This is a genomic window from Bacteroidota bacterium (genome assembly GCA_016721765.1).
Classification (GTDB): domain Bacteria; phylum Bacteroidota; class Bacteroidia; order UBA4408; family UBA4408; genus UBA4408.
Genome location: JADKHO010000003.1, coordinates 138,898 through 163,723 on the forward strand (window position 1 = coordinate 138,898; position 24,826 = coordinate 163,723).

Here is a 24,826-nt window from a genome sequence, read left to right on the forward strand (position 1 = left end):
TTTTAATATTGATTGGTAAGGTAATTAAGTTCGATGATGCTGTTGTTTAATTTTTTAAGTGCACTTAGGTAATCGGTTTGAATACTAATTGCCTGATTGGTAAGCATGACCCATTCGAGGTAATTGATTTCGCCGGCGTTGAACTGTTGAGTTGCAGCTTTAAGCATTTCGTTAGCACTGTTATTCGCTGAAGACTCATAATAATTTATCAGTTTTAAATTGGTAGTGTACACTTGAAGTGCTTGTTTGTATTTAGTTTGATGAGATTGATTGCCGGCTTTTGTTTCGTTTGCTGCAATTTGCGCGTGTATTTTTAAGGCAGAAATTTTTGATTTTTGAGCCCCAAAAAAGAGCGGTATCCCGATGCCTGCTTGAATGGCCTGAAATCGATTTGACCTTGCGTAATAATTATTATCTGCTCCCACACCGGTGATGCTTCCATTGGTGTAGCCAACAAATAAATCGGGAAGAAGATTTGCTTTTTCTAATTTAATTCGGGAGTTGGTCAAGGTTTGATTTAGTGCAAGCAGGCGCAGGTGAGGATGCTGAAAAATTACACTTGAATCGGATACAATTGGTGAAATCAATTTTGTATTCTGCTCTTCGACAGTGTAACTGACATGCGTATTTAACAGCATATTAAATTCCAAAACTAAATTTATATAGCTCTGTTCCACTTCTTGCAACTGCATATTAATTTGCAGTTGTTGCAAAGAGGCTGTGTTTTTTTCAAGGATATTACTTTCTCCTTTGCTAAATCTTAGTTCTGCGTTTTTCAGAAACAAAGCATACAAACTGTCTGATTTTACTAATACATTTTTAAGCTGTTTTGTGTGTTGCAATTCAACGTAAATTAAGCTAATTTCTTTTCTCAATTCTGCTTTTCTCAAGGCTAAGTTTAGTTCAGCATTTTTCCATTCTTGATTTAAAATGGAATTTTGTTTCACATATACGGTTGGGAATTTTAAGCTTTGAGAAACCGAAAATTTCGAGTCGGTATAAGCGCTATTTATTTGTCCATATTCGGCTGATATGGCTGTTTTTGATACATCGAAAGCCGATTTTTTTAATGCAGCAAAAGCTTCTGAATTTAATTTTTGAGTTTTGAAATAGAGGTTGTTAGCGCAAGCACTATCGATTGCGGCTTTTAACGAAAGAGGTGTTTGAGCTGAAACGGAAGTAGTAAAAAATGTAATAATTATGATGGTTGGAATAGTTTTAATCAAAGTTGAATTTTTATGCGATGCTCCAAAACCTTTTTCAAAAAGTATATATAAAATTGGCAATACAAATAAGGTGAGAAAGGTTGCCAACAGGAGCCCTCCAATCACTACAGTAGCCAATGGTCTTTGCACTTCAGCACCGGCTCCGTTGCTTATTGCCATAGGTAAAAATCCAAGTGAAGCAACAAAGGCAGTCATGAGCACCGGACGCAATCTTATTTTTGTTCCCATGAGTACAATTTTTCTGGTATCGTGCCAACCTTCTTCTTTCAGCCTATTGAATTCAGCAATTAGAACGATTCCGTTTAATACGGCAACACCAAACAAGGCAATAAATCCAACACCGGCAGAAATGCTAAAGGGCATATCACGTAATGCTAATGCAAAAATGCCTCCAACCGCCGATAGTGGTATGGCAGAATAAATAAGTAAGCCTTGCTTGATCGAATTAAAGGAAAAATAGAGGAGAAGAAAAATCAATAAAAGCGCAATCGGAACAGCAATTCCTAGGCGTGCTTTTGCAGCATTTAAATTTTCAAATGCGCCACCATAACTTATGTAATATCCTGCGGGTAATTTTAGTTTGTTATCAACCTTGTTTTGTAATTCCTCCACAATTGATTGAACATCTCTTCCACCCACATTAAATCCCACCACAATACGGCGTTTAGCATCTTCGCGTTGAATTTGATTAGGACCATCTTTAAGCGCAACTTCTGCAAGCTGATACAAGGGTACTTGCGAACCACTTGGGGTTGGAATTAGAAGATTTTTAACATCCTCTAAGTTTTTTCTTTGATCGCTGTTAATGCGCACCACCATATCAAATTTTTTTTCGCCTTCAAATACAAATCCGCTTGATTGCCCGGCTAGACCGGTATTTATAACACGGTTCACATCGTTAACCGAAAGCCCGAATTGTGCGATGGCTGCTCGATTATAACTGATAATAATTTGAGGCATTCCGGTAACCGGTTCTACATAAATATTCTTTGTACCCTCTACTGATGCAGAGAGCGCTCCTAATTTTGCTGCAAAGTGCGCAAGGGTGTCCATGTTTTCACCAAAAATTTTGCATACTACATCTTGCTTTGCACCGGTCATTAATTCATTGAATCGCATTTGTACGGGATATTGAAAGCTTGTTAAGATTCCTGGAACATCTGCGACTGCTTTACTCATTTTCTCGGATAGTTCAGGAAATGTTTTTGCAGAAGTCCATTCTTCTTTATCTTTTAAAATTATCATCATGTCAGCAGCTTCCATGGGCATTGGGTCGGTTGGAATTTCTCCGCTTCCTATTTTTGTAACTACCTGTTGCACTTCGGGGAATTGAGTTTTAAGAATGTGTGCAGCTTGTTGCGTGCGTTCGATTGTGGCATTTAGGTTACTCCCCGGAAGGATTCTAGTTTCCACAGCAAAATCACCTTCTTCCAATGCGGGAATAAATTCGCCACCCATTCCGGATAGTACCATCATGGAAACTGCAAATAATGCAACTGCCAATCCAATAACTGTTTTTGGATAATTTAAAACTTTACTTAATCCGTTTTGGAAATGGCGTTCAAAAAACTCCATCATTTTGTCGGAAAAAGTTTTCTTGTGCGTAATTGTCTTACTCATAATAAGTGCGCTCATCATAGGAATATAAGTAATAGAAAGTATAAAAGCACCCAATAATGCAAAAGCCACAGTTTGTGCCATTGGGATAAACATTTTTCCTTCAATACCTTGGAGCGCAAATGTGGGTAAGTACACAATTAAAATAATTAATTGTCCGAAGACTACGCTGCGCGCTATTTTTTTGGAGGAGCCGGATACTTCATCATCCATTTGTTTTTGTGACAATTGATTTAGATGAGCAAAATGTTTGCTGTGGGTAAGTTGATGCAATACCGCTTCTACAATAAAAACTGCACCATCCACAATTAGCCCAAAATCCAAAGCTCCCAAACTCATTAAATTTCCTATCACACCAAATTGGTTCATTAATATTACCGCAAATAACATGGCTAATGGAATTACCGATGCCACTAAAAATCCGGCACGTAAATTTCCCAAGAAGAGAATAAGCACAAACAGCACAATTAAGGCACCTTCGAGTAAATTTGTTTCTACCGTTCCAATGGCGTTATTTACCATTTTTGTGCGGTCTAAAAAGGGCTCTAATAGCACACCTTCCGGCAGCGTTTTTTGAATTTGTGCCACACGTTCTTTTACATTTTTAATTACGTCGCTGCTGTTTGCTCCTTTCAACATCATCACCACAGCACCAGCCACTTCCCCTTTATCGTTGTAGCACATCGCGCCGTAACGTGTTGCATGGCCAAAGCGAATTTCTGCAACATCGCCAATAAGCACCGGGGCACCCGTTGAGGTGTTTTTAATAAACACTGATTTTATATCCTCTAAACTTCCAAGCAAACCTTCGCTTCGGATATATAATACAGCCGGCCCTTTTTCGATGTAGGCTCCACCGGTGTTTTGATTGTTGTTTTCCAACGCATTAAAAACATCCGTAATGGTGAGATTGTATGCTTTTAATTTTGTAGGTTCAACAGCTATTTCATATTGTTTTAATTTTCCGCCAAAACTGCTAACATCGGCTACACCTTTCACACCAAGTAATTGCCGACGTACCACCCAATCCTGAATGGTGCGCAATTCCATTGCATCGTATTTAGTTTCATAGCCTTCTTTGGCACGTACGGTATACTGATAGATTTCGCCAAGTCCTGAACTTACAGGTCCCATTGAAATGGAGCCCACACCTTGTGGTAAATCGGCTTGCACTTGTTGTAAACGTTCGGCTACTTGTTGTCTGGCCCAATAAACATCCACATCATCATCAAAAACAATAGTAACCAGTGAAAGTCCGAATCGCGAAAAGCTCCGAATTTCATGTAATCCGGAAATATTGCTATTCGCTAATTCTATCGGAAAAGTTACCAAGCGTTCAATATCGGTGGCACCCAAGGAAGGTGCAACTGTAATTACCTGCACTTGATTATTGGTAATGTCGGGCACTGCGTCAATTGGGAGTTTTGTTACCTGATAGGAACCATAACCTATAAGTGCGATAACAAACAGGCCGATGATGAGCTTATTGTGAATAGAAAAATCAATAATTTTAGCTAGCATAATTTTAGCAGAGTATGTGATAAATTCTTGATTTGGTTTTAAGAATCCCTCAATTTTATAAGGATTTCCCTTACCAACAACAAAAACTAATTTAAGAATTAAGTGTTATCATTTTTATAAATTTTTCAGTACTCATCATTGAAATTCTACATCGAATTGGAGCAATTGTTTCGTAGGTGTTATTCGGGTTTTTATTCATAATTGCTTGCAGGTTATTTTTGAACACATTTATTTTTGAGCGCTGCATGGTTTTTTTCGTATTTGCGGGCATTTCAGATGTATTGCTGTCGGAGTAGTGCAAAAGGAGCAGGGTAGTGGCAAAAATGACATGAATTGTTTCATTTTTTTGATTTAATTAGAAGTATTGATTTTGTTGCTGCAAAGATGCATTTGTAATTCTTTAAACACACTAAGAGCAACCTTAAGATTTGCTTAAATTTATTGTTGAAAACGTTGAGTGGGTTTCCACACATTTGACTCCACACCAAAAACAAAGCGAAAGAAACCAAGCAATAAGGCTAAGTTCATTAAGTAAAAGTGACTTATAAATCGAAGTAAAGCCAGGTGTATATTCACTTTTTTAAGCAGCTCATCCAACACAGGAACAGCGCATAACACCAGCTGTGCAAGTAAAGTAAGGAAATAGAAATAACTTTTATCGATTAACCATAAATTAGCAATTAGGATGGCAAGAATAAAGAATGGACCCAGCCAGCGCAAAACTTTATGGCTCCAAAAACAGAAAGAAAGACCGGGGTAGCTTGAAACTAAAAGTCCTTTATAGCGAAATAAGTTTTGAAAATTACCTATTGAGATGCGCACTTTTCGGCGAAACTCTTCCGATATTTTATTAGAAACGTCCTCATAACATTTTGCATTTAATTCGTTGATCGCTTTTTTTCCTTGTTCCAAAACCGCAAGTGTGATGTAAAAATCATCCATAAAAAATTTGGGCGGAACCGGTGAAAAATATTTTTTTCGAATGGAATAACAACCACCAAAGGCACCAATCATAGTTCCCCAAACGACTCCTTCTTGGAATTTTATTTTATTTTCTCTGCTCAGGTATGTTTTTTCTTGTATCGAAATTCCGGTTTTATGCAACTGTTGATTAATGATATTGCCCCCTACAAGCGCAATTTCTTCGTTCTTATAATGTTTCACCAAATTATAAAGGGTATCCTTATCAAAAAATACATTGGCATCAGTAAGTATTAAAATTTCGGAACTTGCTCGTTGCTCCAGCTGATTCACAATCCCGGCTTTACCGGTGCGCTGTGGAAAAACTTTTAAATGCAATTGTGGATACTTCTGCTGGTACTTTTGTATGATACTATCAGTGGCATCCGTTGAAGAATCGGAACCAATAAAAAAATTAATTTTAGAGAGTGGGTAGTTTGTATTAAATGTAGTATGCAACTTTTGCTCAATCACTAACTCTTCATTATAAACCGCAAGCAGGATACTTATTTCAGGTAATTCGGAGGAATGGGACTCATGAATGAAACTGTTTTGACTTTTATTTAAAGCATAAAAATTTAGTACCAACGGAAAAATCACATAGGAGTAGAAAACAAAAAAAATGGAGAGCCAATAAATTAATTCCAATGCGGATATCACAGGTTTATTTTTTTGCGAAGATAAATGTTTTGTTTGCGAAAGTGTGAAGTATTTTTTCGAAAGCGATAGCGGGTAAGAGAAATGATTTGTAGACTAATTTTAAAGTATCTTATTCCTTGGGCTTTTTAAGTAAGAAAAACTATTTAAAACCTAGTTCGCGATAGAAGAATCTTGTTTTTGTGAAATTAATAGTGCGTTGTAAAATGCTAACAAACTTTTAATTATACTTGAGTTGGTATAGGTATGTTTTACCAATTCTTTCGCATTTTTACTAAGCGTTGCACACAGCGCCTTATCCTTAAGAGCAAGCTCGATTGCGGCTGCAAAATCATGAGCAGTATCAGCAATTAAAATATTTTTTTTATCCTCACATGCAATTCCTTCTGCTCCTATGCTGGTGCTAATAATAACTTTCCCTAAGGCAAGTCCTTCTACTATTTTTATGCGCATACCACTGCCCGATAAAAGCGGAACAATCATAATGTTTTTGGCGTTCATAAAAGCATGTGCATCAGTAACACTACCAAGTACTTTTATTTGGTTTGACTGCATTTGAAAAAAGGATGCAGGCATGTCTTTTCCGGCCAGGTATAGGGTTAAATCAGGAAACTTTGGATGAATAAGCGGCCATATTTTTTCTAAAAACCAAGTTGCTGCTTGCACATTGGGCTGCCAGTTCATAGCAGCTAAATGAAAAAGAGAAAGTTCATTCGATACGGGCAATTGTTTCTCAAGAAGCGTTTCGTCTACACCGCCAGTGCTAACATGCATAGGAACAATAGCACCAAGTTGTTTGAAACTTTGTTGGTCGACTTCCGAAATGGGAATAATACAATCCGCTTTATTAAGGATATCCAGCTCTTCTTTTTTTAAACGTTTTGCCAACAAATTTAGGTACCATTTTTTTAAAGGCGATGCAGTTGCGGCAGCCATTCTTTCCCAGATCAGAAACTCCACATTGTGCGCCCTCATTGAAATGAGGGCATTTGAATTGGACCTAATGGTTGGAATGTATTTGGATAAAAAAAAGCCTTCTAACTGAATAACATCGTACTTGTTTTGGGCTAGAAGCTCCTTCAACTTTGCATGAACAGCCGGAATATCAAAGCGTACGAGGTTATAAGAAGCGGTAGAAAATAAATTTAGAAATGCCCCAAGTGCTGTTACGTCGGTATCGGCCTCCACAGCATAGAGCTTTGTTTTTTGTGAAAACCATGCTGGTAAAGTGGCCACATCCACCTTATGTTTTTTAGTATTTATAGCCAGCATATCCACTTCGCAACCCGCATCTGCAAAGGATTTAGTCATGGCAAACATGGCAATAGCGCCCCCATCAGCCAAAGGGAAAGGAATTCTATTGCACAGCTGGAGTATTTTCATTGCTTGTTTTACGCGAAAAAATACGAAATACTTTTAAGTAGCTATTTATGTCAAATAGGGCTGAATCGCTGGTTGCTTTGGAGGTAAGAAAAATGCCAATTGGTAACAACACAAAAGAGGCCATCCACATTCCTTGATAGGGAGGGAGCACACCTTCTTTAGAGAATTTTTCTCCCATAATGTTCATGACATGAAAAAACAAAAAGAATATTACCGAAACTACCATCGGCATTCCAATGCCCCCTTTACGGATAATTGCTCCTAATGGCGCACCAACAAAAAAGAGCACAAGGCAGGCAAATGATAAAGTAAATTTCTTATGCCATTCTATAAGATGTTTATTGATATTATTTGTGCGATGTTCAATTTCTTCGGCATTGGAATTTAACTGAGACTTAAAGTTGCGTGCTGTATTTAAGGCGGCCTCTAAAATTCGCTCCTTGTCGGCTCGTTGAAAATTATCGAAATAATCAGCCGTATTAATAGGGTGTGTAGTGAGTGAGGGATTTTTAATTCCGGGGTTTCTAATAAATGCTGAAAACCCTGCAGCAAACTCCTTATTACGTTCTTTTCCTTTAAGGCGAAGTGTGTCCACTTCGGCTGAAAGCTGCGCCACATTTAACATTTGGTAATTGTCTTTAAAAAGTTCTTCATTGGTGCGTTCAAAACCAAAGGAAGTTAGATCGAATCGAATTACTTGCTTTTCAAAAACACTGCGCAATAACGATTTTCTAACGCTGTTGGTTTTGTCATCAAAAATTTCTTCGTAGGTTTTTCCATTGTAGAGGGTAAGCAATAAATTTTTCTTATCGGCCGACATTTGCATCTGGCCTTTTTGTGCAATAATTACTTTGTTGGCACCACGTCTGGCACTATGGTCGTAAATCATCATGTTATAAAGATATTTTCCATCTTTACTTTTTTCCTGCACACGTATTACATAGTTATCTATGTCTTTATAAAAAATTCCGGGCTTTAAATCGAGGGCTGGTTTGCTTTGCCTGATATCGTATAAAAGGGATCCCATTTTTAGATTTACCACCGGGAGCAGATAATTGGCGAATAGAAAAGCAGAAATGCTGATGCAAATGGAAGCAATTACTAATGGCCGCATAATTTTTTGCAAGGAAATACCTGCGGATTTCAAAGCTGCCAGTTCGTAATGCTCAGCAAGGTTTCCGAAAGTCATAATACTCGAAATCAGTATGGCTAATGGTAAGGCAAGCGGAACAAAGGTTGCCGCAGCATAAAACATGAGTTGAGCAATAATATACCATTCTAATCCTTTCCCCACTAAATCATCAATGTATTTCCACACAAACTGCATGAGCAGCATAAAGAGCACAACAAAGAAGGTGGCAACAAAAGGACCTAAGTAAGATTTGAGGATATACTTATGCAGACTTTTCAAAGCTGAGCTTTTGAAATAATATTAAAAGGAAGTTCTGAAGAAAGAATGAATTAAGCGCCCATTGCATGAATCAACGCATCAATTTGGCTGTGCCAAAGCATCTCCGAAGCTTCTTGTGATTTTTCATCTTCAGCAAAATCAGTTACCCAAAAAGCAACATCTTGCGTGATTTCATCCACAACAATTCGAAACTCAAAAAAAGTAAAATCAGGTTCATCGTTCCACCGGAATTTCATGAACGTGTTTTCTTTTTTTGAAAGCAAAGTTGCCGTTTGTTGACTTCCATCCCAAAGAAAAGTATATTCATCGTTTCGCACGTTTACATTTTCGGCAAACCATTCAGAAAGTCCTGCAGGAGTGCTGATAAAGCTGTAAATAATATAGGGAGAAGCATGAATCGGGAATTCGATTTCAAATTTTTTATAGGTACCAATGTTTTTAGGAATGGCAACCTGTTTAGCATTAGGATTTACATAAATTTCCTGACTAACCGGAATGATGAATTTTTTCTTAGGAGCCTTTTTATTAATGGGTTCTAATTTCGGAACCTCTAATAGTTCAAATCCATCATCTTCATCGCCTTTGTTTTTAGGTTTCCGACCGGCTCTTTTCTTTGGGAATTCAAATTTTGCCTTTTTTACAACCAGCTCGCTCGTCGGTCCCGATTTTTTATCATTGGCTTTTACGGGAGATTTTTCTTGTGTTTTATTTTTGATAGCCGGTATAGGTTTTACGATTTTTTTTGAATCCGCTTTATTTGCACCACTAACTTTCCCTGTAAGTTTTTTTTTGCTTGCTTCAATTTTTTTCAGAGGTGCTGATTTTACAGGACTCTTTTTAACTGGAGCCTTTTTAGCAGGTTCAATTTTTTTTGATGCAGTCTTTTTTACTACAATTTTTTTAGCAGGTATGCTCTTTTTTACCGCTGTTTTTTTTGCAGGAATACTCCTTTTAGTAGTAGTCTTAGCAGGACTTGCTTTTGCTTTATTTTTAACTACGGTTTTAACCTTAGCTTTTGCTTTAGTTTTTGCCATCAGTATTGATTTTATTAGTCAGAGGGAAATGTTTACTTTCGCCTCGGTTATGGTTTAACCACCGCAAAATATACAAATTTTTTAATATACAAAATTATTTATCTCTAAAAAAAGATGGCCCTCCTTCATTCGTTTGAATCATCCGGAAATTTTTTGTTTAAATACCGCGGACAATTACCCGTTATTCTCTTTATTATTGCGGTTCCTGCTATTTATTTTGTTTCTAAGGACCCGATAGATCATGAAACATTAAAATTTGTTAAACTGCTGGCAGTCACCTTAACTGTGGTTGGATTTTTATTTAGAGCCTATGCAATAGGTACCACTCCAAAAGGCACTTCCGGACGAAATACGAAAGAACAAGTGGCCAATGTGTTGAATAGCACAGGTGTATACAGTATTGTGCGCCATCCGCTTTATTTAGGCAATTATTTTATGTGGATTGGAATTGTAGTATTTGTGGGTAGTTTCTCCTTCTTTTTGATAACCAGTCTGCTTTTTTGGTTGTATTATGAGCGAATCATGTTTGCCGAAGAGCGTTTTTTGGAAAAAAAATTTGGTCAGGAGTACCTTGATTGGTCGCTTAAAGCACCAGCATTTATACCCGCATTTGGTAAATTCATTCCCAGCACCACGGCGTTTTCATTAAAAACTGTTTTACGTCGTGAGTATTCAGGGGTTTTGGCGACGGTTATCAGTTTTATTTTTGTGGAGCTTTTACGCAATTATTTTACGTATCATCAGTTTATTTTAAGCAATAAATACATAGTTGTATTGATAGTTACCGCCGCTGCTGCCTTAATTCTTAGAACCTTAAAACACAGTACAAAGGTTTTGAGTGAAGATGAAAGTTTAAGAGATTAAAAACTAAGCCGAAAGTATTTTTTTTACCAAGTATTCTTGTCCGGTTATTTCGGAGCAAGTAACTACTGAGCCAATTGTAACTCCAAGTACACCGTGCATATTTAAATTTTGACCGGTTAAATATAAATTAGGAACCTTGGTTTTGGGAGATATAAAAGTCTTTAAGGGGTCTTTATGATCCTTTAAAATGCCATACATACTGCCATCATTTGTACCAATATAATCACGATAGGTTAAAGGGGTGGAAGTGGTGTAAGTGCGAATTTTTGTGCGTATTCCCGGAAATTTCTTTTCCAATTCCTGTAACAATTTCTCAGCTTTTATGGCTTTAAAATCCTGGTAAGCAGCATCCCGATTGCTGATGTGTTTTGGTATAGTATTAAATGTATTTTCCCATTCTTTCACTTCATCGTAATGCATATAGGCCATAACACTCATGCTTTCGGCAAATTCAAGCGAGCGAGAACTTGGAGGGGTAAATACAGCGTAACTTTCGGGCCAATTTTTCTCAGCATATTGAATGCTGCGCCACACATCGTTATATTTATGGTGATAGTAATTATGATTGAGATAGGGGAAACTGTTTTCTTTAAAAACAATGTGAACAATAAAAACAGAGATTGAATTTTCTAAACTTTGTATGCGGCTCACATAGGATTTTCTAATTTTTCCGGGTTCGAGCATTTCTAGCGTATTTGAAGGATGCGCATTTGAAATAAAATGTGAAGCCTCAATACACTCACCTGATTTAAGCTCAACCGAGTTGATTGTATCTCCCGAAAAATTAAATTTTACGGCTTCCGAATAATTTCGAATTGTTCCACCCATCGCTTTAATTGATTTTGATAACAAGAATGCGATTTGTGCTCCACCATCGATACATTTCCAAGCACTTTCAATATAAGTATTAATCACTAAAGCATGCACATATAGTGGAGTTTTATCACCAACACCTGCATACAGTGCATTAGTGCCAGCCAAAACATTTCTTAGTTTTTCATTTGATGTTATAGAGGCAATATAATCACGTGTATTTATTTCTAAGAATTTTGTTTCTAGAACGCTTTTGGGAGCAAACTTAACATTGTAGAGCGGAAAATAATCGCTTATTTCCTGCAGTTTAGCGCAATATTGATCCAAAGCGGATTTTTCACTAGGGAACAATTCAAGCAAAGTCTCCTTAAAATTTTCGTAACCCTGCGCATATTTGTATTGTGTCGTATCATTGTCAAAAGTTACGATATCAAATGCATCCTCATTCAGTTTTTTTAATTTTAACTTATCCATCAAGTTGAAATACTTGAAATAGGTAAACAAATTTTGACCTTTATCCAGCCCGCCGATATAATGAATTCCGGTATCAAAAATGGCTTTGTCGCGTACAAATATTTGCAGGTTACCACCAATTTGCCGGTTCTTTTCTAACACACATACATTATATCCTTCTTTACTCAGGATATATGCACATTGTAGCCCACCTAAACCGCTTCCTATGATTACAAAATCGTATTTCAATTTATGCTGTTTGTTATTAATGTTAATAAAAATTCCGTCCTAACTTATTTTTTGCTGCTTGAACTTTTTTTGTAATTCATTCATTGTATCACAAACACCGTATTTTAGGTATTGCGTAATACGTAAATCATATTGCTCGTGAGCTTCGTATTGTCAATTATTTCAATCTTCAATTTGTATTTTGACAAACTTTTCAATAGGTCTTTTCCGGATAAAAATTCAAGTTTATTTTGAGTCTTGTTAAATCCAAAGTTAGTACTAAAAAATTCTGTGTAGCGAGTTCCCCAGTGGCGCTTTTGCAAATCCTTGTTCCCATCTCGAATTAAAATCATTCCATTCGGATTTAAATTTTTGACACAATTTTCAATTAACAAGTCTTGCTGATTCGCAGTTAAATAATGTAATACGTCACTCAAAATAAAGGCATCACTTTTTTCAAATTCATAGTTGGTAACATCTGCAGCAAAAAAAGCAGTGCTTGCTTTTTTCGAAATACAATGTTTTGCCACTTCTATTTTTTCTTCATCGTAATCAATTCCAATCACAGTTCGCTTTTCCGAAACAAAGCTCAACATGTGCGTTAAGAATCCATATCCACAACCAATATCTGTGATTTTGCCTTCCAGAGGAAGCAAGGAATTAAAAAGCCTATAATTGTCTTCCAGCTTAATTTTAATGCGCATATACCATTCCAGCACAGGGCCTTTATAGATGTAGTTTTTCGCTAATTTTCGCTTGTGATAATCCACCGTTTCTTGCGCAAAAACTATTTTCGAGAATTCCGATTTAAAATGTTTTGAGATGGCTTTTGTTCTTTCCTGATAGCTCATTCCAAATTGCATGTCCTCTTTTTTGATGCGAGGCAAAATGGAAACAGTAATGCTGCCATTCTTTAGAAAATTTTCTGTTTTAGTCATGCAATCGCTGGCCCCATGAAGGATAATGGGAAGTACATCGATGCCAAGTTTTTCGGCCAAATAAAATCCCCCTTTGTGAAAACGTTGTATTTTTCCATTAACAGAGCGCGTTCCTTCCGGAAAAATTAAAATAGAATAGCCTTCTGCAACCCTGGCACGCATTAAATCCATTTCCTTTTCTACATCGTTACTTACAGGGTAATAGTCGGCAAACTTCACAACAAAACCATAAAACGGATTATTCCACACCCAATCATTCGTTAATATTAATAATTTAGGGTGGAGCATCATCACCAAAGGCAAATCAATATGTGATTGATGATTTGCAATAATTACGGCCGGTTTTGAAAAATCTTCACCGCTCGGATTGAGTACTTTTTTAGGAATGTTAAACATCAAATAAATCTGCAATCGCGAAAATTGCATAATCAAATAATGATAGCAAAGTTTTAGTTTGCGCGATTTGAATGGTATTAAAACAAAGAAAATAACCCCAATCAAAGTAAGCAAAATACAACCCACAATAAAAAGTGTGTAGGCAATAAACGTAATAAATACATCTATAAAAGTCATGGGCACGACGCGCTTTTTGCCATTTTTTTCGAGCAAGTATTTTACGAGCAAGGGCTGAATGGTGTTCGCCACCAGTAAAACACAAAACATCCCAATTATGGTAATGAGTCCTATCGATTTTAAAGCTGGATGCTTTGCGAAAATTAAGACTCCAATACCAATTAATGTGGTAAAAGCCGATAAGAAAATAGAGGTTTTATAAGAAGTGAGATTTTCTTTACCATTTTTATATTCACCCAATAAACCATCCATGATAAAAATGCTGTAGTCATCCCCTAATCCAAAAATAAAAGTGGAAATAATAATGTTGATGATGTTGAATTTGATGCCACAGATTGCCATTATACCCAAAATCAATATCCAGCTAATGAGCATGGGCAGATACGTAATCAACGCTAATTCTATTCTGCCATAAGAAATCAACAAGGTGATTAAAACCAAAATGGAGGAAAAAATTAAAATCTTATTGAAGTTATTTTGGATGATTTCAATAAATTTTTCGGTCATGTATTTTTTATTGAAAACACTTAAGCTTTCATTTTCGCGAAAGGCATGAACCACTGCATCTTCGTGCTGGGCATCCACTTTAATGAGGCTTACAACAGAGGTTTGATGTGCTGTTTCTGAAATGTAATTGTCCAGAAAAAGGGTTTTCAAATTGTTAAAAGTGGAATCGGATAAAGGCTGGTAATCTTTTTCAATCAAAGCAAAAAAACTGTCGAACGCCGATGCTTTAAACTTAAACGCAGCACTATGTGTGTGAAGTGATTGCTTAACACGATTTATTTTTTCAGTGGTCCAGTATTTTTTCCAACGATCAATTCTCTCATTTTGCAATTGTGTTGAAAGCAGCAAAGAACTTACTGAAGAGTATTTTCGAATGGTATGATGTTGAACTAAACTTTCGAGTTCGGCAGTATTTTTTTCATTGGCCAACAAGGCTTCGTTAAGGTTTTTTCCGCTCGATACTAAATACACCGATTTTAAAGAAACATTGCTTATTCGGTTTAAATTGTTTTCGGATTTAGCCAGCTTTTCGGTGATATAATTCATTTTCATCACGTCGCTCTCAAATTCCACTTTTTGAGAAAAGTATAGGCATACAAGTGTTGCCAGACTCACAACTAAAATTAATCCTCTGTTTTTATTAAATGAATAAGCAGAAAGGGAATCAATAAAATTAGATTTGTGGCTTTCGATGTGAATTTCTTCTTTAAAAAAATGTGGCATCACCAATAAGGTAAATAGAGAGGCGCCTATTAAACTAAAAGCCGCAAACATTCCGAAGTCTTGCAATGCTTCCGATTTAATAGTGAGCAAACAAAGAAATGCACCAATGGTGGTAAAACTTCCCACAGTCATGGGTTCGGCAAGATCCTTAAGGTTTTGAATAATGGAACCGGTATGCCGGTAATGGGTATAAAAATGCAAAGAGTAATTTATCGCAATACCTAAAACAATAGAACCGGCACCAATAGCAATGCCACTAACCGAGCCTTTAATTAAAAACAAAACCGCCAAAGAAAAGCCGGCACCAAAAATCACTGGTAAAAAAATCAAAAAGAAAATGAAAACTCTTCGAAAGAAAAATGAAATAAATAAAAACAAAATAAGCACTGTTATGGAAACAGTCATGGTTACATCTTTTTTAATCCGCTCGGCATTTGCTACCGCAACAGCCACGCTTCCAAAATAATCGGTATTAACACTTGGATTTTCATTAGAAATTTGCTCAATAAGATCATCCAAGCCGTGAATTAATTCGGCATTGAGCGCAGTCTTTTTGGGAGCTAGTGGAGTTATAAAAAAAAGTAGGTGTTTTTTGTCTTTCGTAAAAATGTACCCATCTACAATTTCAAAATTATCATCAAACTGAAGCGATTGCAGTTTTTTTAAGGCAAGTGGAGTTATGCTTAATGGATCACGCCCAAGATTCTTTTTAAGAATCATACTGGCAGGTGAGAGGAGTGTTTTATAGTTACGATTCAGTGCTTGATAAATAGCACTGTCTTCTATCATTTTATCAAGTTCTACATAATCTTTATCTTCAATAAAAACGGGAAGGTTATCGTAAAATGAATTGAAAACGGCATACATCAATTCATCCGAAATTTTGGAAGTAATTTCTTTTACATGGCTCGGAACAAATTTGTGTTGAATGCGTTGTGTTAAAGTATCAGCAAAGCTTATAAGGGCCTCCTGATTCTCTAGCGTGGAATCTTTTAAACTAACATTCACAACAAGCTTATCAAGGAACTTAGAGTTTTGAAAAACAAAATTTAGTTTTTCCACTTTTTTATCCCCGGGCAGCATTTTGCTGATATCTTCTTCCAATTTAATCTTCGAAGCAAAGTAGCCAACTCCGGCTAAAAGCGTGGCAAGAAACAAGAAAAACAATATCCTGTTTCTTTTAAAAAAACGAAAAATAGCTATGAAAAAAATCGACATATATTAAATTGCTCCCCTTTTTCTTTTCCCGAAAATCATCATGCAAAAATAACTGAATAAACCGAAAAACAGTCCTGATGCAATTGCCAATACTATGCTGCCAATAACATACTGAAAAATGTTTTGTTTAACCACATCTAAAGAAATAAACGAAGTAAACTCACGAATAGAGCTGGGTTCATGCAACACCAACCCACCGGTTAAAAAGCTGAAGTATACCACCAATGGAATCATTGGCGCCACGCTGATGTGCGCAGCCGTAATAAAAATTGCCTTATTAATCCTCCACAAATGACAGAGTGCAATGCCAGTAATTAATTGAAAACCCCATATGGGAATTATGCCCATAAATACACCAAATCCAATGGCAATAGATTTTTGCAAAGGAGTTTCATCCGGGTTAAGAAAGTGCTTTTTGAAAAAGGCTTTTATGTTGGTCCAAGTTAAATTTTTAATAAATCGAATTGGGATGTGCCAAAGCACTGCCAATACTACGAGATAGGTGTTTAATATACTAACTCGGGTAAAATCCGGTACAGGCCTGAAATGGGAAATGCGGGTTTCTTTTGGCGCATAATATACACTTACAGGTACCGATACAACAGGGATTCCCCGCCAGGCCGCTTTTACAATTACTTCAATTTCAAATTCGAATTTAGTGGTAAAAAAGTGTATCTTTTTTAGTGGGTGCAAAGGATAAAGTCGATAACCGGATTGCGTATCGGGTAAATTTATACCGGTTTCAAACCGAAACCAAAAATTAGAAAATTTATGACCGAAACTGCTTTTTCCGGGAACACTCGATTGGTTCATATTTCGGGCACCCATAATGATGGAGTTAGGCGATTCCTCGAGTTTAGCAATGAATTTTGGAATATCCGCCGCTTGGTGCTGCCCATCCGAATCGATGGTAATGCAATAGTTATAACCGTGTTGAATGGCAAAATCAAAGCCATGGCGCAAGGCAAGTCCTTTGCCAAGGTTTACTTCATGGGTATACACCTTTAGCTCCTTATATTTTTCAAGTATTTGACGAGTAGCATCGCTAGCACCATCGTTTACAATAAGCACTTGGTCAGTATATTCTAAAACTGAAAGAATAACTTGTTCCAACGTTTGCGCATTATTATAGGTAGGGATAAGGATACAGCATTTAAGTTCCTTTAGTTGCTTCCTACAATTTAATTTTTCAGGCATAATTTCATTGACTCAATTTTCAAAAGTATAACAAAATACAAAAGCACTGCACCGCAATAACAATTATATTTGTGTCATGTTAAAATTTAGTGATAAAAATTTCAAGCTGGGTGTACTCGGTGGTGGGCAATTGGGGCGCATGTTTATACAAGAAGCAATTAATTACAATGTTTCAATAAGTATTTTGGATGCCGATAGAAATGCACCGTGCGCAGAGCTTTGCAGCGATTTTTATGTAGGGGATTTGAATGATTTTGATGCTGTATACGCTTTTGGTAAAAAGGTGAATTTGCTTACAATCGAAATTGAAAATGTAAATATTGAAGCACTCGAAAAACTGGAAGCTGAAGGATTGCCGGTATATCCGCAGCCCGCTGTGCTAAGAATGATTAAAGACAAAGGTTTACAAAAGCAATTTTATCAAGATAACCAAGTCCCAACAGCAGCTTTTTTTCTGGTTGAAAATAGGAACCAATTACTGAAGCATAAAGCCGATTTTCCGTTAATGCAAAAACTTCGAAAGGGTGGTTACGATGGGAGAGGAGTTGGAAAATTGCGTACCGAAGCGGATATAGAAAAAGCTTTTGATGCTCCCAGCATACTCGAGCAGTTTGTGGATTTTGAAAAAGAAATTGCTGTAATTGCCGCCAGAAATCTATCTGGTGAAGTCAAGTTGTTTCCGGCGGTGGAGATGGAATTTAATTCGGATGCTAATTTGGTGGAGTTTTTATACGCGCCGGCTGCTGTTTCCAAAGAAATTGAACTCGAAGCTCAAGGAATTGCGCAAAAAATTATCGAGAAAACGCAACTGGTGGGAATTTTAGCGGTCGAATTTTTTCTTACCCGCACCGGAGAATTATTGGTGAACGAAATTGCACCGCGTCCGCACAATAGCGGACACCACACTATTGAAGCAAATTACACCTCCCAATACGAACAACATTTGCGGGCAATTTTAAATTTACCTTTGGGCTCAACCCGATTAATAAAGCCTGCTGTGATGTTGAATGTGTTGGGTGAACAGGGATTTGAAGGAAATGCATTTTATGAGGGTTTAGAAGAAGTGCTTCAAGAGGAAGGAGTGTACGTGCATTTGTACGGAAAGAAAATCACAAAACCCTTTCGGAAAATGGGACATGTTACAGTTCTCAACGATTCGCTGGAGCATGCAAAAAGTCTAGCAATTAAGGTAAAAAACACATTAAAAGTAAAGGTCAATTAAATGCAAATGAAAAATTCCCTAATAGTTATTTTGTATTTACTTTTTTCAAACGCTTCTATTGCCGGATGTAAAAGTCATAACCTGATTTTAGTAAAAGCTACCTCCCAAGATTTTGTTGGTGGTGCTGCTGGAAGCCCTTCAGGTACTACCTACTCAATAAAGTTCATTGCTCCTGTTAATTCAAAAAAATTACAAATTGATCAGGTGTGGATTGGTGGAGCCTACTATGAAGTGCAAGCATTTTCTGCAAAGCGCTCAGGTGCATCTGCTAGTTTTGCTGCAGGTGATACCATTGAAGTAACTGCAAGGAAGTTGGTAGCCAATCCAATGCATCAAAATATTGAAGAGGCAGTTGCAACCCAAACAAAGCCTTTTGAATATAGTGGGGCTGCAATTGTAGGCTATAAAATCGGTAAAAAGCAAAAATACCTGAAAGTGGAAAAGTTGGAAACGCTTAAACGCGAAAATTATCAGTAAACCCGCATCGCTTTAATAAAGCTATTTCGGTAGTAGGGAGCTGATAAATTATCTTCCATAACTCCCGCCTTTACTGTGGAATGTATAAAAATAACTCCTTTTTCAACCGAGACCGCGGTCACTATTCCCACATGATTTATTCCTTTTGATTTACCACTTGTTGCAAAAAACAGAAGGTCACCTGCTTGCGCTTCGCTTTCTTTTATGGGAATGCCGATGCTACTTTGTTCTTTCGAAGTTCGAGGAAGATTTATATTAATTTTTTGAAAGGAGGTAATTACCAAACCCGAACAGTCCATTCCTTTTTTGTCGATCCCGCCTGCTTTATAAGCTGTTCCTTTATAGGATAAGGCAGTGTGCAAAAGCACTTTTGTTTTTTGAGCACGATCGTTTTGGTTTAAATCATCCTTGCGGGTTTCTCTAGTTTTGCTGGTCCGGCAGGAATAGAGCAGCACCATAAAAATCAAAAAGGATGATCGAAAAATATGTCGTAAGCGATAATGCATGATTGCTTAAATAATTATAAGCATGCAAATTATTACGCCCAGAATAATTACGAGATACATGATAAAATCAACAATAAAATACTTTTTGTTTCGCTCGTAAAAATTTTTCAGTTGCTCCAGCATGTTGTAATGTTTTTACAAAAGTAGGTTTGAACCGGCATCACATGTTGATGCATAGCTTCTTTTAATTAACAGTACTTGGTTAAATCACTAAATTTGCCCCGTTTATGAAAAATGTAAATTATTATTTAGCTGCGATAGCTTCCTTTGTAATATGGGGTTTTATTAGCTTTTCGCTGAAACCCCTCCATATTTATGCTTCGCTTGATTTGTTGTTTTTCCGGATTTTTTTTGCAGCCGGAATAATTAGCCTTTTTACTTTTTTTCTCCGACCCAAGAACTTTTTAGCACAAAGAACAATTTTTAAAAAACTTACTGTTAAGCACCGAAAACAAACTGTTTTGCTAACCATTGTGGGCGGATTATTGCTTACTGCAAATTGGTTTTTTTACATTTTTGTAATGAATACAATAAGCATTAAGACTGCAGCTTTTGCTTATTTGGTTTGTCCCATTCTTACCACTGTTTTGGCGGGAATTATTATAAAAGAAAAACTAAGTAAAATTCAATGGACGGCGGTTGCCATAAGTGCTGTTAGCTGCACCATTTTAGGAATGCACTCAGCTGTTGATTTAGCTTATAGCATGATTGTAGCTGTTTCTTACGCGCTCTACCTCATATCACAACGAAAGAATGTTTACCTTGATAAAATGGTAATTCTTACTTTTCAGATGTTATCTTCTGCACTGCTATTGGCGCCATTTTTTCCTTTCTTTTCAAGTCATGTAAGCTATGATGCCTCTTTTTATTTTCAAATTAGTATACTCGCTGTTGTATTTACCATCTTACCTCTTTTTTTAAATTTATTTGCATTAAAAGAGGTGAATAGTTCCACAATGGGGATTTTGCTATATATTAATCCTTTACTCAGTTTTGTAATTGCTTTTCTATATTTTGATGAGCAAATCAGTGCTGCTCAATTAATAGCTTATACTTGTATATTGATTTCTATTTTGGTATTTAACTGGAAAGTAATTTTTTCATTTATCCGCAAGTAAAGGAAGGATTGAACTTAAATCGAAACTAAATGATTGATTCTACTAACACACAAATAGCAAATATTTCGGTTCACCATATCGGTAATAAAACCAATGGGGAACGGCTGCAACATTCGAAGGAAGAGCTTGATTTAAAAGATAAACGATTGGAAGCTTTATTGTTTCAGTATTTCCTTTCCTCTTTTAAGAATGAAGAATTCTACAACTTTACCTTCAGCAATCAAGAATTTGAACTAAATCCACTTTTTATTTATTGCCGCAAAATATTTGAACGAAAGAAAGATTTTCAAAAGCAGGCAACGGATATTGCAAAACACCTCTACGAAGTAACAAATCATCCTCAAATTAAATCAGGCGATTTGTTCATTGCCTTATTTACAAATCTATCGGTAAAAGGACATGTGGTGAATGCTGTGGGAATCTTTAAATCTGAACATCGACAAGCTTTTCTTCAAGTGAATGCTTCTAATGCCGAGAATTTCCAACTTTTGTATGAAGAAGGAATTAACATCGAACAGCTGGATAAAGGGTGTTTGATTTTAGATACGGATGCAGATAATGGATATAAAATTTGTATTGTAGATAAGCGCAATAAAGGACCTGAAGCTCAGTACTGGCGAGATAATTTTTTAATGATTCGTCCGTGTCAGGATGAATACCATCACACGCAGGATTTTTTAACCCTCACTAAAACCTTTGTTACAGCCGGTTTGCCCGAAGATTTTGAAGTGAGCAAAACAGATCAAATTGATTTGCTCAATCGTTCTATGGAATATTTTAAAACCCATGATAACTTCAACAAGGGAGAGTTTGAGAGCGAAGTTTTTCAAGATACTGACGTAATAAAATCCTTCCGAAAGTTTGATAAAATGTATCGCGAAGACAATGAAATAGACTTAGTCGATAATTTTGATATTTCCGAAACCGTTGTTAAAAAACAAGCACGAATTTTTAAAAGTGTTTTAAAATTGGATAAGAATTTTCACATCTACATCCATGGAAATAAAGAAATGATTGAGCAAGGAGTGGAGAAGGATGGTCGGAAATTTTATAAAATTTATTACAAAGAAGAGGCATAGTTTTATTTGCAAGGCTCCGTACTAGTACGTACATAAAAATCCCTCTTTATGGGTATTTATATTTGGCTTTACCCCAATTACTTTTCACTCACCAAAACGGTATAACTAAACTTATAAACCAATGAACAAAATTTTACTATTCGCTATAACAATTCTGGGCCTAAGCAAAGTTGTGTTTTCGCAAGAATGTAATCTTTCAATTAAGGATGGGGATTTAACAAAGTTGAAAATTATTACTTACACCAATCCTCTTTCCGGCGATCCCAAATTCCTTAAAGCAAAGGAGGACAAAAAAGATGAAATGGTGGCTGCTTACAATGCATCAGTCCTAGCCGGAACTGTTCCTCCTGCAAGCAATTATACGATGGAATTTCACATCAAAAAAAATAAATTGAAAGATGCGGATGAGTATCAAATTGGCTATAATGTGGGAGGGAAGGACTATTTCAGTTACTTAGTGTGTCGCGCGGATACTTTGTTTCTTGCGCGTAATCGAGGACCGGTATTAGTGGGTACTGAAGAAAATCCAATTGGATATTCACTTCAAGGAATTCAAATTTTACCTATGAAATTAAAAGTCGGCGATGTATTGCCAACCTTTGAAGACATCTCTTTCACATTTCCAACCTCCACCGATTTAACTGTAAAAAAGAAAGTATTTAGTCATTACAGCACCAGCTCAAGCAATGGCTTTGGCTATGCACCAAATTCTAACGGGGATTATGTACTCGGACCTACAATTGAGTTGAAAACAAGAGCGGTGTATAATACCATCGATGTTGCAGTTCGACAAAATCTTTCTTTCTCAGCGCACAGTATACAAGGCGTTAATCAAACAGTTACAGGTGTGGAAGAGGTAACTATTAGTGGTGTAAAGTACAAAGCCTATATCATCGAATCAGAGTCCTGGACCAAAGGAAAAATGAATACCAATTACGAGTCGGCCGATGAAGAAGTAGCTAAAGAGCAAGAAAAAGCTGCGGCTCGCTTGCAAGCTAAAGGAGAAAAGCTGATGATTAAAAAGCAGTTTACGAACAAACTCGGTTACATGGTTTTATATAGCAAGGGGTGGTACGTGCCTGAACTGGGCGGCGCTGTAAAAACGGAATCCTACGATATCTTTGGTGGAATCGCATCCATTATGAAATCGGAAGGCTTGGAGTAGGCGGATAGGAAAAACTAGAATCAATTAATAAAGACTTTATTTTCTAGGATACCTTTTTTCAATCGAATTTCACTTTTCAGTACAATAGCTTTTCATTAGCATTTCGGACTACTTATAGCCATCAACTTTAGTTTGGAATCGTTTTATGAAATCGTTCCAATTTAAATTTCCTTTTCAAGAATTTCAAAATTCGCAGTTCTGTATCCTGTGCATTAGCACAACTGATATGGAAACCTGCAATAACTGGCTGTGTGTTTTGTAAAGCACAGATAATTAGCTTTTTAGTTAAGTTTAACTAGTGCTTTAATGTTAAATTGATGCATTAAAATAGTTAATACTATTAACTATTACTAATTATAACTAATATTGTATTACTAAGAAATTGAAATGAATTCAAATTTATGCGATGTTTTGCCTTTCGGCAGATCTTTAGCTGTATTAGCAAAAACTTATTTTGGTGCACTAACCAAGCGCTTGGAGCATTTAGAGATTGAACGCTACTATTCGGTTCTGGTGGTTATCGAAGATTCTGAAGGACCGTGTTCTCAGCAATACATTTGCGATAAGTTAAAGATTGATAAAGTATCTATGGTTAGAATCATCGATTATCTTATCAAAAAAAAATACGTGAAAAAGCTCTTAAATCCAAACGATAGAAGGGCTTATTTAGTTGAACTTACAAAGAAATCAATAAGCTTGCTACCTGAGATTCATCAAGCTATTGATAGCGTTAACAAAGAAGCGCTTCATGGAATCTCAAAAGAAAAGCAAAAGGAATTGTACAAGCACCTTTCCTTAATTCAAAAAAATTTGGAGCACCTGCCCACCCAAAAAATTTATATCAATTATAAAAAAGCAAATTCCCGCAAATGAAATCAAAAACATTATTTTTTATTCTTTTCATAATCGCAGTATTGGCCGCAGTTAAGCTGCTCTTTCTGAAACCTGATAATGGAACGCAGTCTAAAGGTGGCCCTCAAAAGCCTTCAGTTGTAACAGTAAGCGGTTTTGTAGTGCATGGTGTGGATCTCGAGAATATAATTTTTTCATCAGGAACAATTATCGCTAATGAAGAAGTGCAGTTATATCCTGAAGTACAGGGTAAATTAACCTATATTGGATTTAAGGAAGGAACTAGAGTAGAGAAAGGCACCTTGCTGGCAAAAATTAACGATGCTGAATTACAGGCGCAATTAAAGAAACTACAAGTGCAATTGAAGCTAGCAACGGAGAAGGAAGTGCGTTTAAAAAGTTTGTTGGAAATTAGCGGTGTGAGTCAGGAGGAATACGATGCATCGGCGAATCAATTGCAAACTATTTCGGCCGATATGGATTATACCAAAGCACTCATTGCAAAAACTGAAATTTATGCGCCCTTTTCGGGAAGGATTGGACTTAAACAAGTGAGTGAAGGAAGTTTTGTAAATAGCGCTACACGTATTGCAAGCATGCAGCAAACCGCTGTTTTAAAACTTGACTTTTCAATTCCCGAAAAATATGCAGGTACAGTGGCAGTTGGTGATTCTGTTTTTTTTAGACTCAGTACAATTGACAAAAAATTTCACGCAAATGTAATTGCAATTGAACCCAAAATTGATGCGCAAACTCGCAATGTTCTTATTCGTGCAACGTTCGTAAATTCTGATGATAGACTATTTCCAGGTGCTTTTGCGCAAGTGCAGTTAAAATCTTCAAAAAATCACAATGCTTTTATGGTTCCAACCGAAGCCATTATTCCTGAATTAAAAGGAAAAAAGGTATATCTCTGCAAAGAAGGAAAAGCAGTGCCACAAAAAGTTATAACCGGCACCAGAACCGATGCTCGCATCGAAATTTTGGAAGGGGTGGCAGAAGGGGATACGCTTATTGTTACCGGTATAATGTCGCTCAAGCCCGATGCTCTTGTTAAAATTGTTGAGTTGAAAAAATAGAAAAT

At 36.5% G+C, this 24,826-nt stretch carries 17 protein-coding genes; 8 read left to right on the top strand and 9 right to left on the bottom strand.

All coding sequences use genetic code 11. The annotated features are described in order from the left end of the window. Positions 1-2 precede the first annotated feature (2 nt). The 5 genes from IPP32_13530 to IPP32_13550 form a co-directional block, all read right to left on the bottom strand. A complete protein-coding gene (locus tag IPP32_13530) occupies positions 3-4,364 on the bottom strand; it encodes a CusA/CzcA family heavy metal efflux RND transporter (protein MBL0049100.1) in 4,362 nt (1,453 codons plus the stop codon). 438 nt (positions 4,365-4,802) lie between these two features. Beyond that, positions 4,803-5,984, bottom strand: a complete 1,182-nt coding sequence (locus IPP32_13535) for a glycosyltransferase (GenBank protein ID MBL0049101.1) — start codon at positions 5,982-5,984, stop codon at positions 4,803-4,805. Positions 5,985-6,134: 150 nt separating this feature from the next. Further along, a complete protein-coding gene (locus tag IPP32_13540; GenBank protein ID MBL0049102.1) occupies positions 6,135-7,364 on the bottom strand; it encodes a glycosyltransferase in 1,230 nt (409 codons plus the stop codon). Continuing rightward, a complete protein-coding gene (locus tag IPP32_13545; protein ID MBL0049103.1) occupies positions 7,339-8,775 on the bottom strand; it encodes an LptF/LptG family permease in 1,437 nt (478 codons plus the stop codon). Before IPP32_13545 ends, IPP32_13540 begins: the two co-directional genes overlap by 26 nt. A gap of 50 nt (positions 8,776-8,825) precedes the next feature. Beyond that, positions 8,826-9,209: an SRPBCC domain-containing protein gene (locus IPP32_13550; GenBank protein MBL0049104.1), complete on the bottom strand. Its 384-nt coding sequence runs from the start codon at positions 9,207-9,209 to the stop codon at positions 8,826-8,828. Between the two features lie 714 nt (positions 9,210-9,923). On the opposite strand from IPP32_13550, the gene IPP32_13555 reads away from it, so the two are divergent. Then, on the top strand, positions 9,924-10,673 hold the full coding sequence (locus IPP32_13555; protein MBL0049105.1) for a DUF1295 domain-containing protein: 750 nt from the start codon (positions 9,924-9,926) through the stop codon (positions 10,671-10,673). Positions 10,674-10,676: 3 nt separating this feature from the next. Here IPP32_13555 and IPP32_13560 read toward each other — a convergent pair whose 3' ends face one another. The 3 genes from IPP32_13560 to IPP32_13570 all read right to left on the bottom strand — a co-directional run bounded on the left by IPP32_13560 (position 10,677) and on the right by IPP32_13570 (position 17,323). After that, entirely contained in the window at positions 10,677-12,209 is a 1,533-nt protein-coding gene (locus tag IPP32_13560) for an NAD(P)/FAD-dependent oxidoreductase (protein ID MBL0049106.1), read from the bottom strand. A gap of 83 nt (positions 12,210-12,292) precedes the next feature. Continuing rightward, complete coding sequence (locus IPP32_13565; protein ID MBL0049107.1) at positions 12,293-16,126, bottom strand: MMPL family transporter; 3,834 nt, start codon at positions 16,124-16,126, stop codon at positions 12,293-12,295. A gap of 3 nt (positions 16,127-16,129) precedes the next feature. Then, positions 16,130-17,323, bottom strand: coding sequence for a DUF2062 domain-containing protein (locus IPP32_13570; protein MBL0049108.1), 1,194 nt, complete (start codon positions 17,321-17,323; stop codon positions 16,130-16,132). Positions 17,324-17,399: 76 nt separating this feature from the next. Between IPP32_13570 and IPP32_13575 the strand changes: the two genes are divergently transcribed. Both IPP32_13575 and IPP32_13580 read left to right on the top strand, forming a co-directional pair. Beyond that, positions 17,400-18,545, top strand: coding sequence for a 5-(carboxyamino)imidazole ribonucleotide synthase (locus IPP32_13575; GenBank protein MBL0049109.1), 1,146 nt, complete (start codon positions 17,400-17,402; stop codon positions 18,543-18,545). A gap of 6 nt (positions 18,546-18,551) precedes the next feature. Beyond that, entirely contained in the window at positions 18,552-19,022 is a 471-nt protein-coding gene (locus IPP32_13580; GenBank protein ID MBL0049110.1) for a hypothetical protein, read from the top strand. Here the strand turns inward: IPP32_13580 and IPP32_13585 are convergent. Further along, complete coding sequence (locus tag IPP32_13585) at positions 19,016-19,528, bottom strand: C40 family peptidase (GenBank protein MBL0049111.1); 513 nt, start codon at positions 19,526-19,528, stop codon at positions 19,016-19,018. The two genes, IPP32_13580 and IPP32_13585, sit on opposite strands and share 7 nt — an antisense overlap. Positions 19,529-19,755: 227 nt before the next feature. Between IPP32_13585 and IPP32_13590 the strand changes: the two genes are divergently transcribed. From IPP32_13590 to IPP32_13610, 5 genes are all read left to right on the top strand, one after another. Further along, complete coding sequence (locus IPP32_13590; protein MBL0049112.1) at positions 19,756-20,646, top strand: EamA family transporter; 891 nt, start codon at positions 19,756-19,758, stop codon at positions 20,644-20,646. Between the two features lie 29 nt (positions 20,647-20,675). Further along, entirely contained in the window at positions 20,676-21,725 is a 1,050-nt protein-coding gene (locus IPP32_13595; GenBank protein MBL0049113.1) for a nucleoid-associated protein, read from the top strand. Positions 21,726-21,846: 121 nt separating this feature from the next. Next, the gene (locus IPP32_13600; protein MBL0049114.1) at positions 21,847-22,890 is read left to right on the top strand and encodes a hypothetical protein; all 1,044 of its coding nucleotides are present in this window, start codon (positions 21,847-21,849) and stop codon (positions 22,888-22,890) included. 387 nt (positions 22,891-23,277) lie between these two features. Further along, positions 23,278-23,763 (top strand): MarR family transcriptional regulator, encoded by a 486-nt coding sequence (locus IPP32_13605; GenBank protein ID MBL0049115.1) that lies wholly within the window; start codon positions 23,278-23,280, stop codon positions 23,761-23,763. Beyond that, complete coding sequence (locus IPP32_13610; protein ID MBL0049116.1) at positions 23,760-24,821, top strand: efflux RND transporter periplasmic adaptor subunit; 1,062 nt, start codon at positions 23,760-23,762, stop codon at positions 24,819-24,821. The genes IPP32_13605 and IPP32_13610 overlap by 4 nt, the downstream gene beginning before the upstream one ends. The last annotated feature ends 5 nt before the right edge of the window (positions 24,822-24,826 follow it).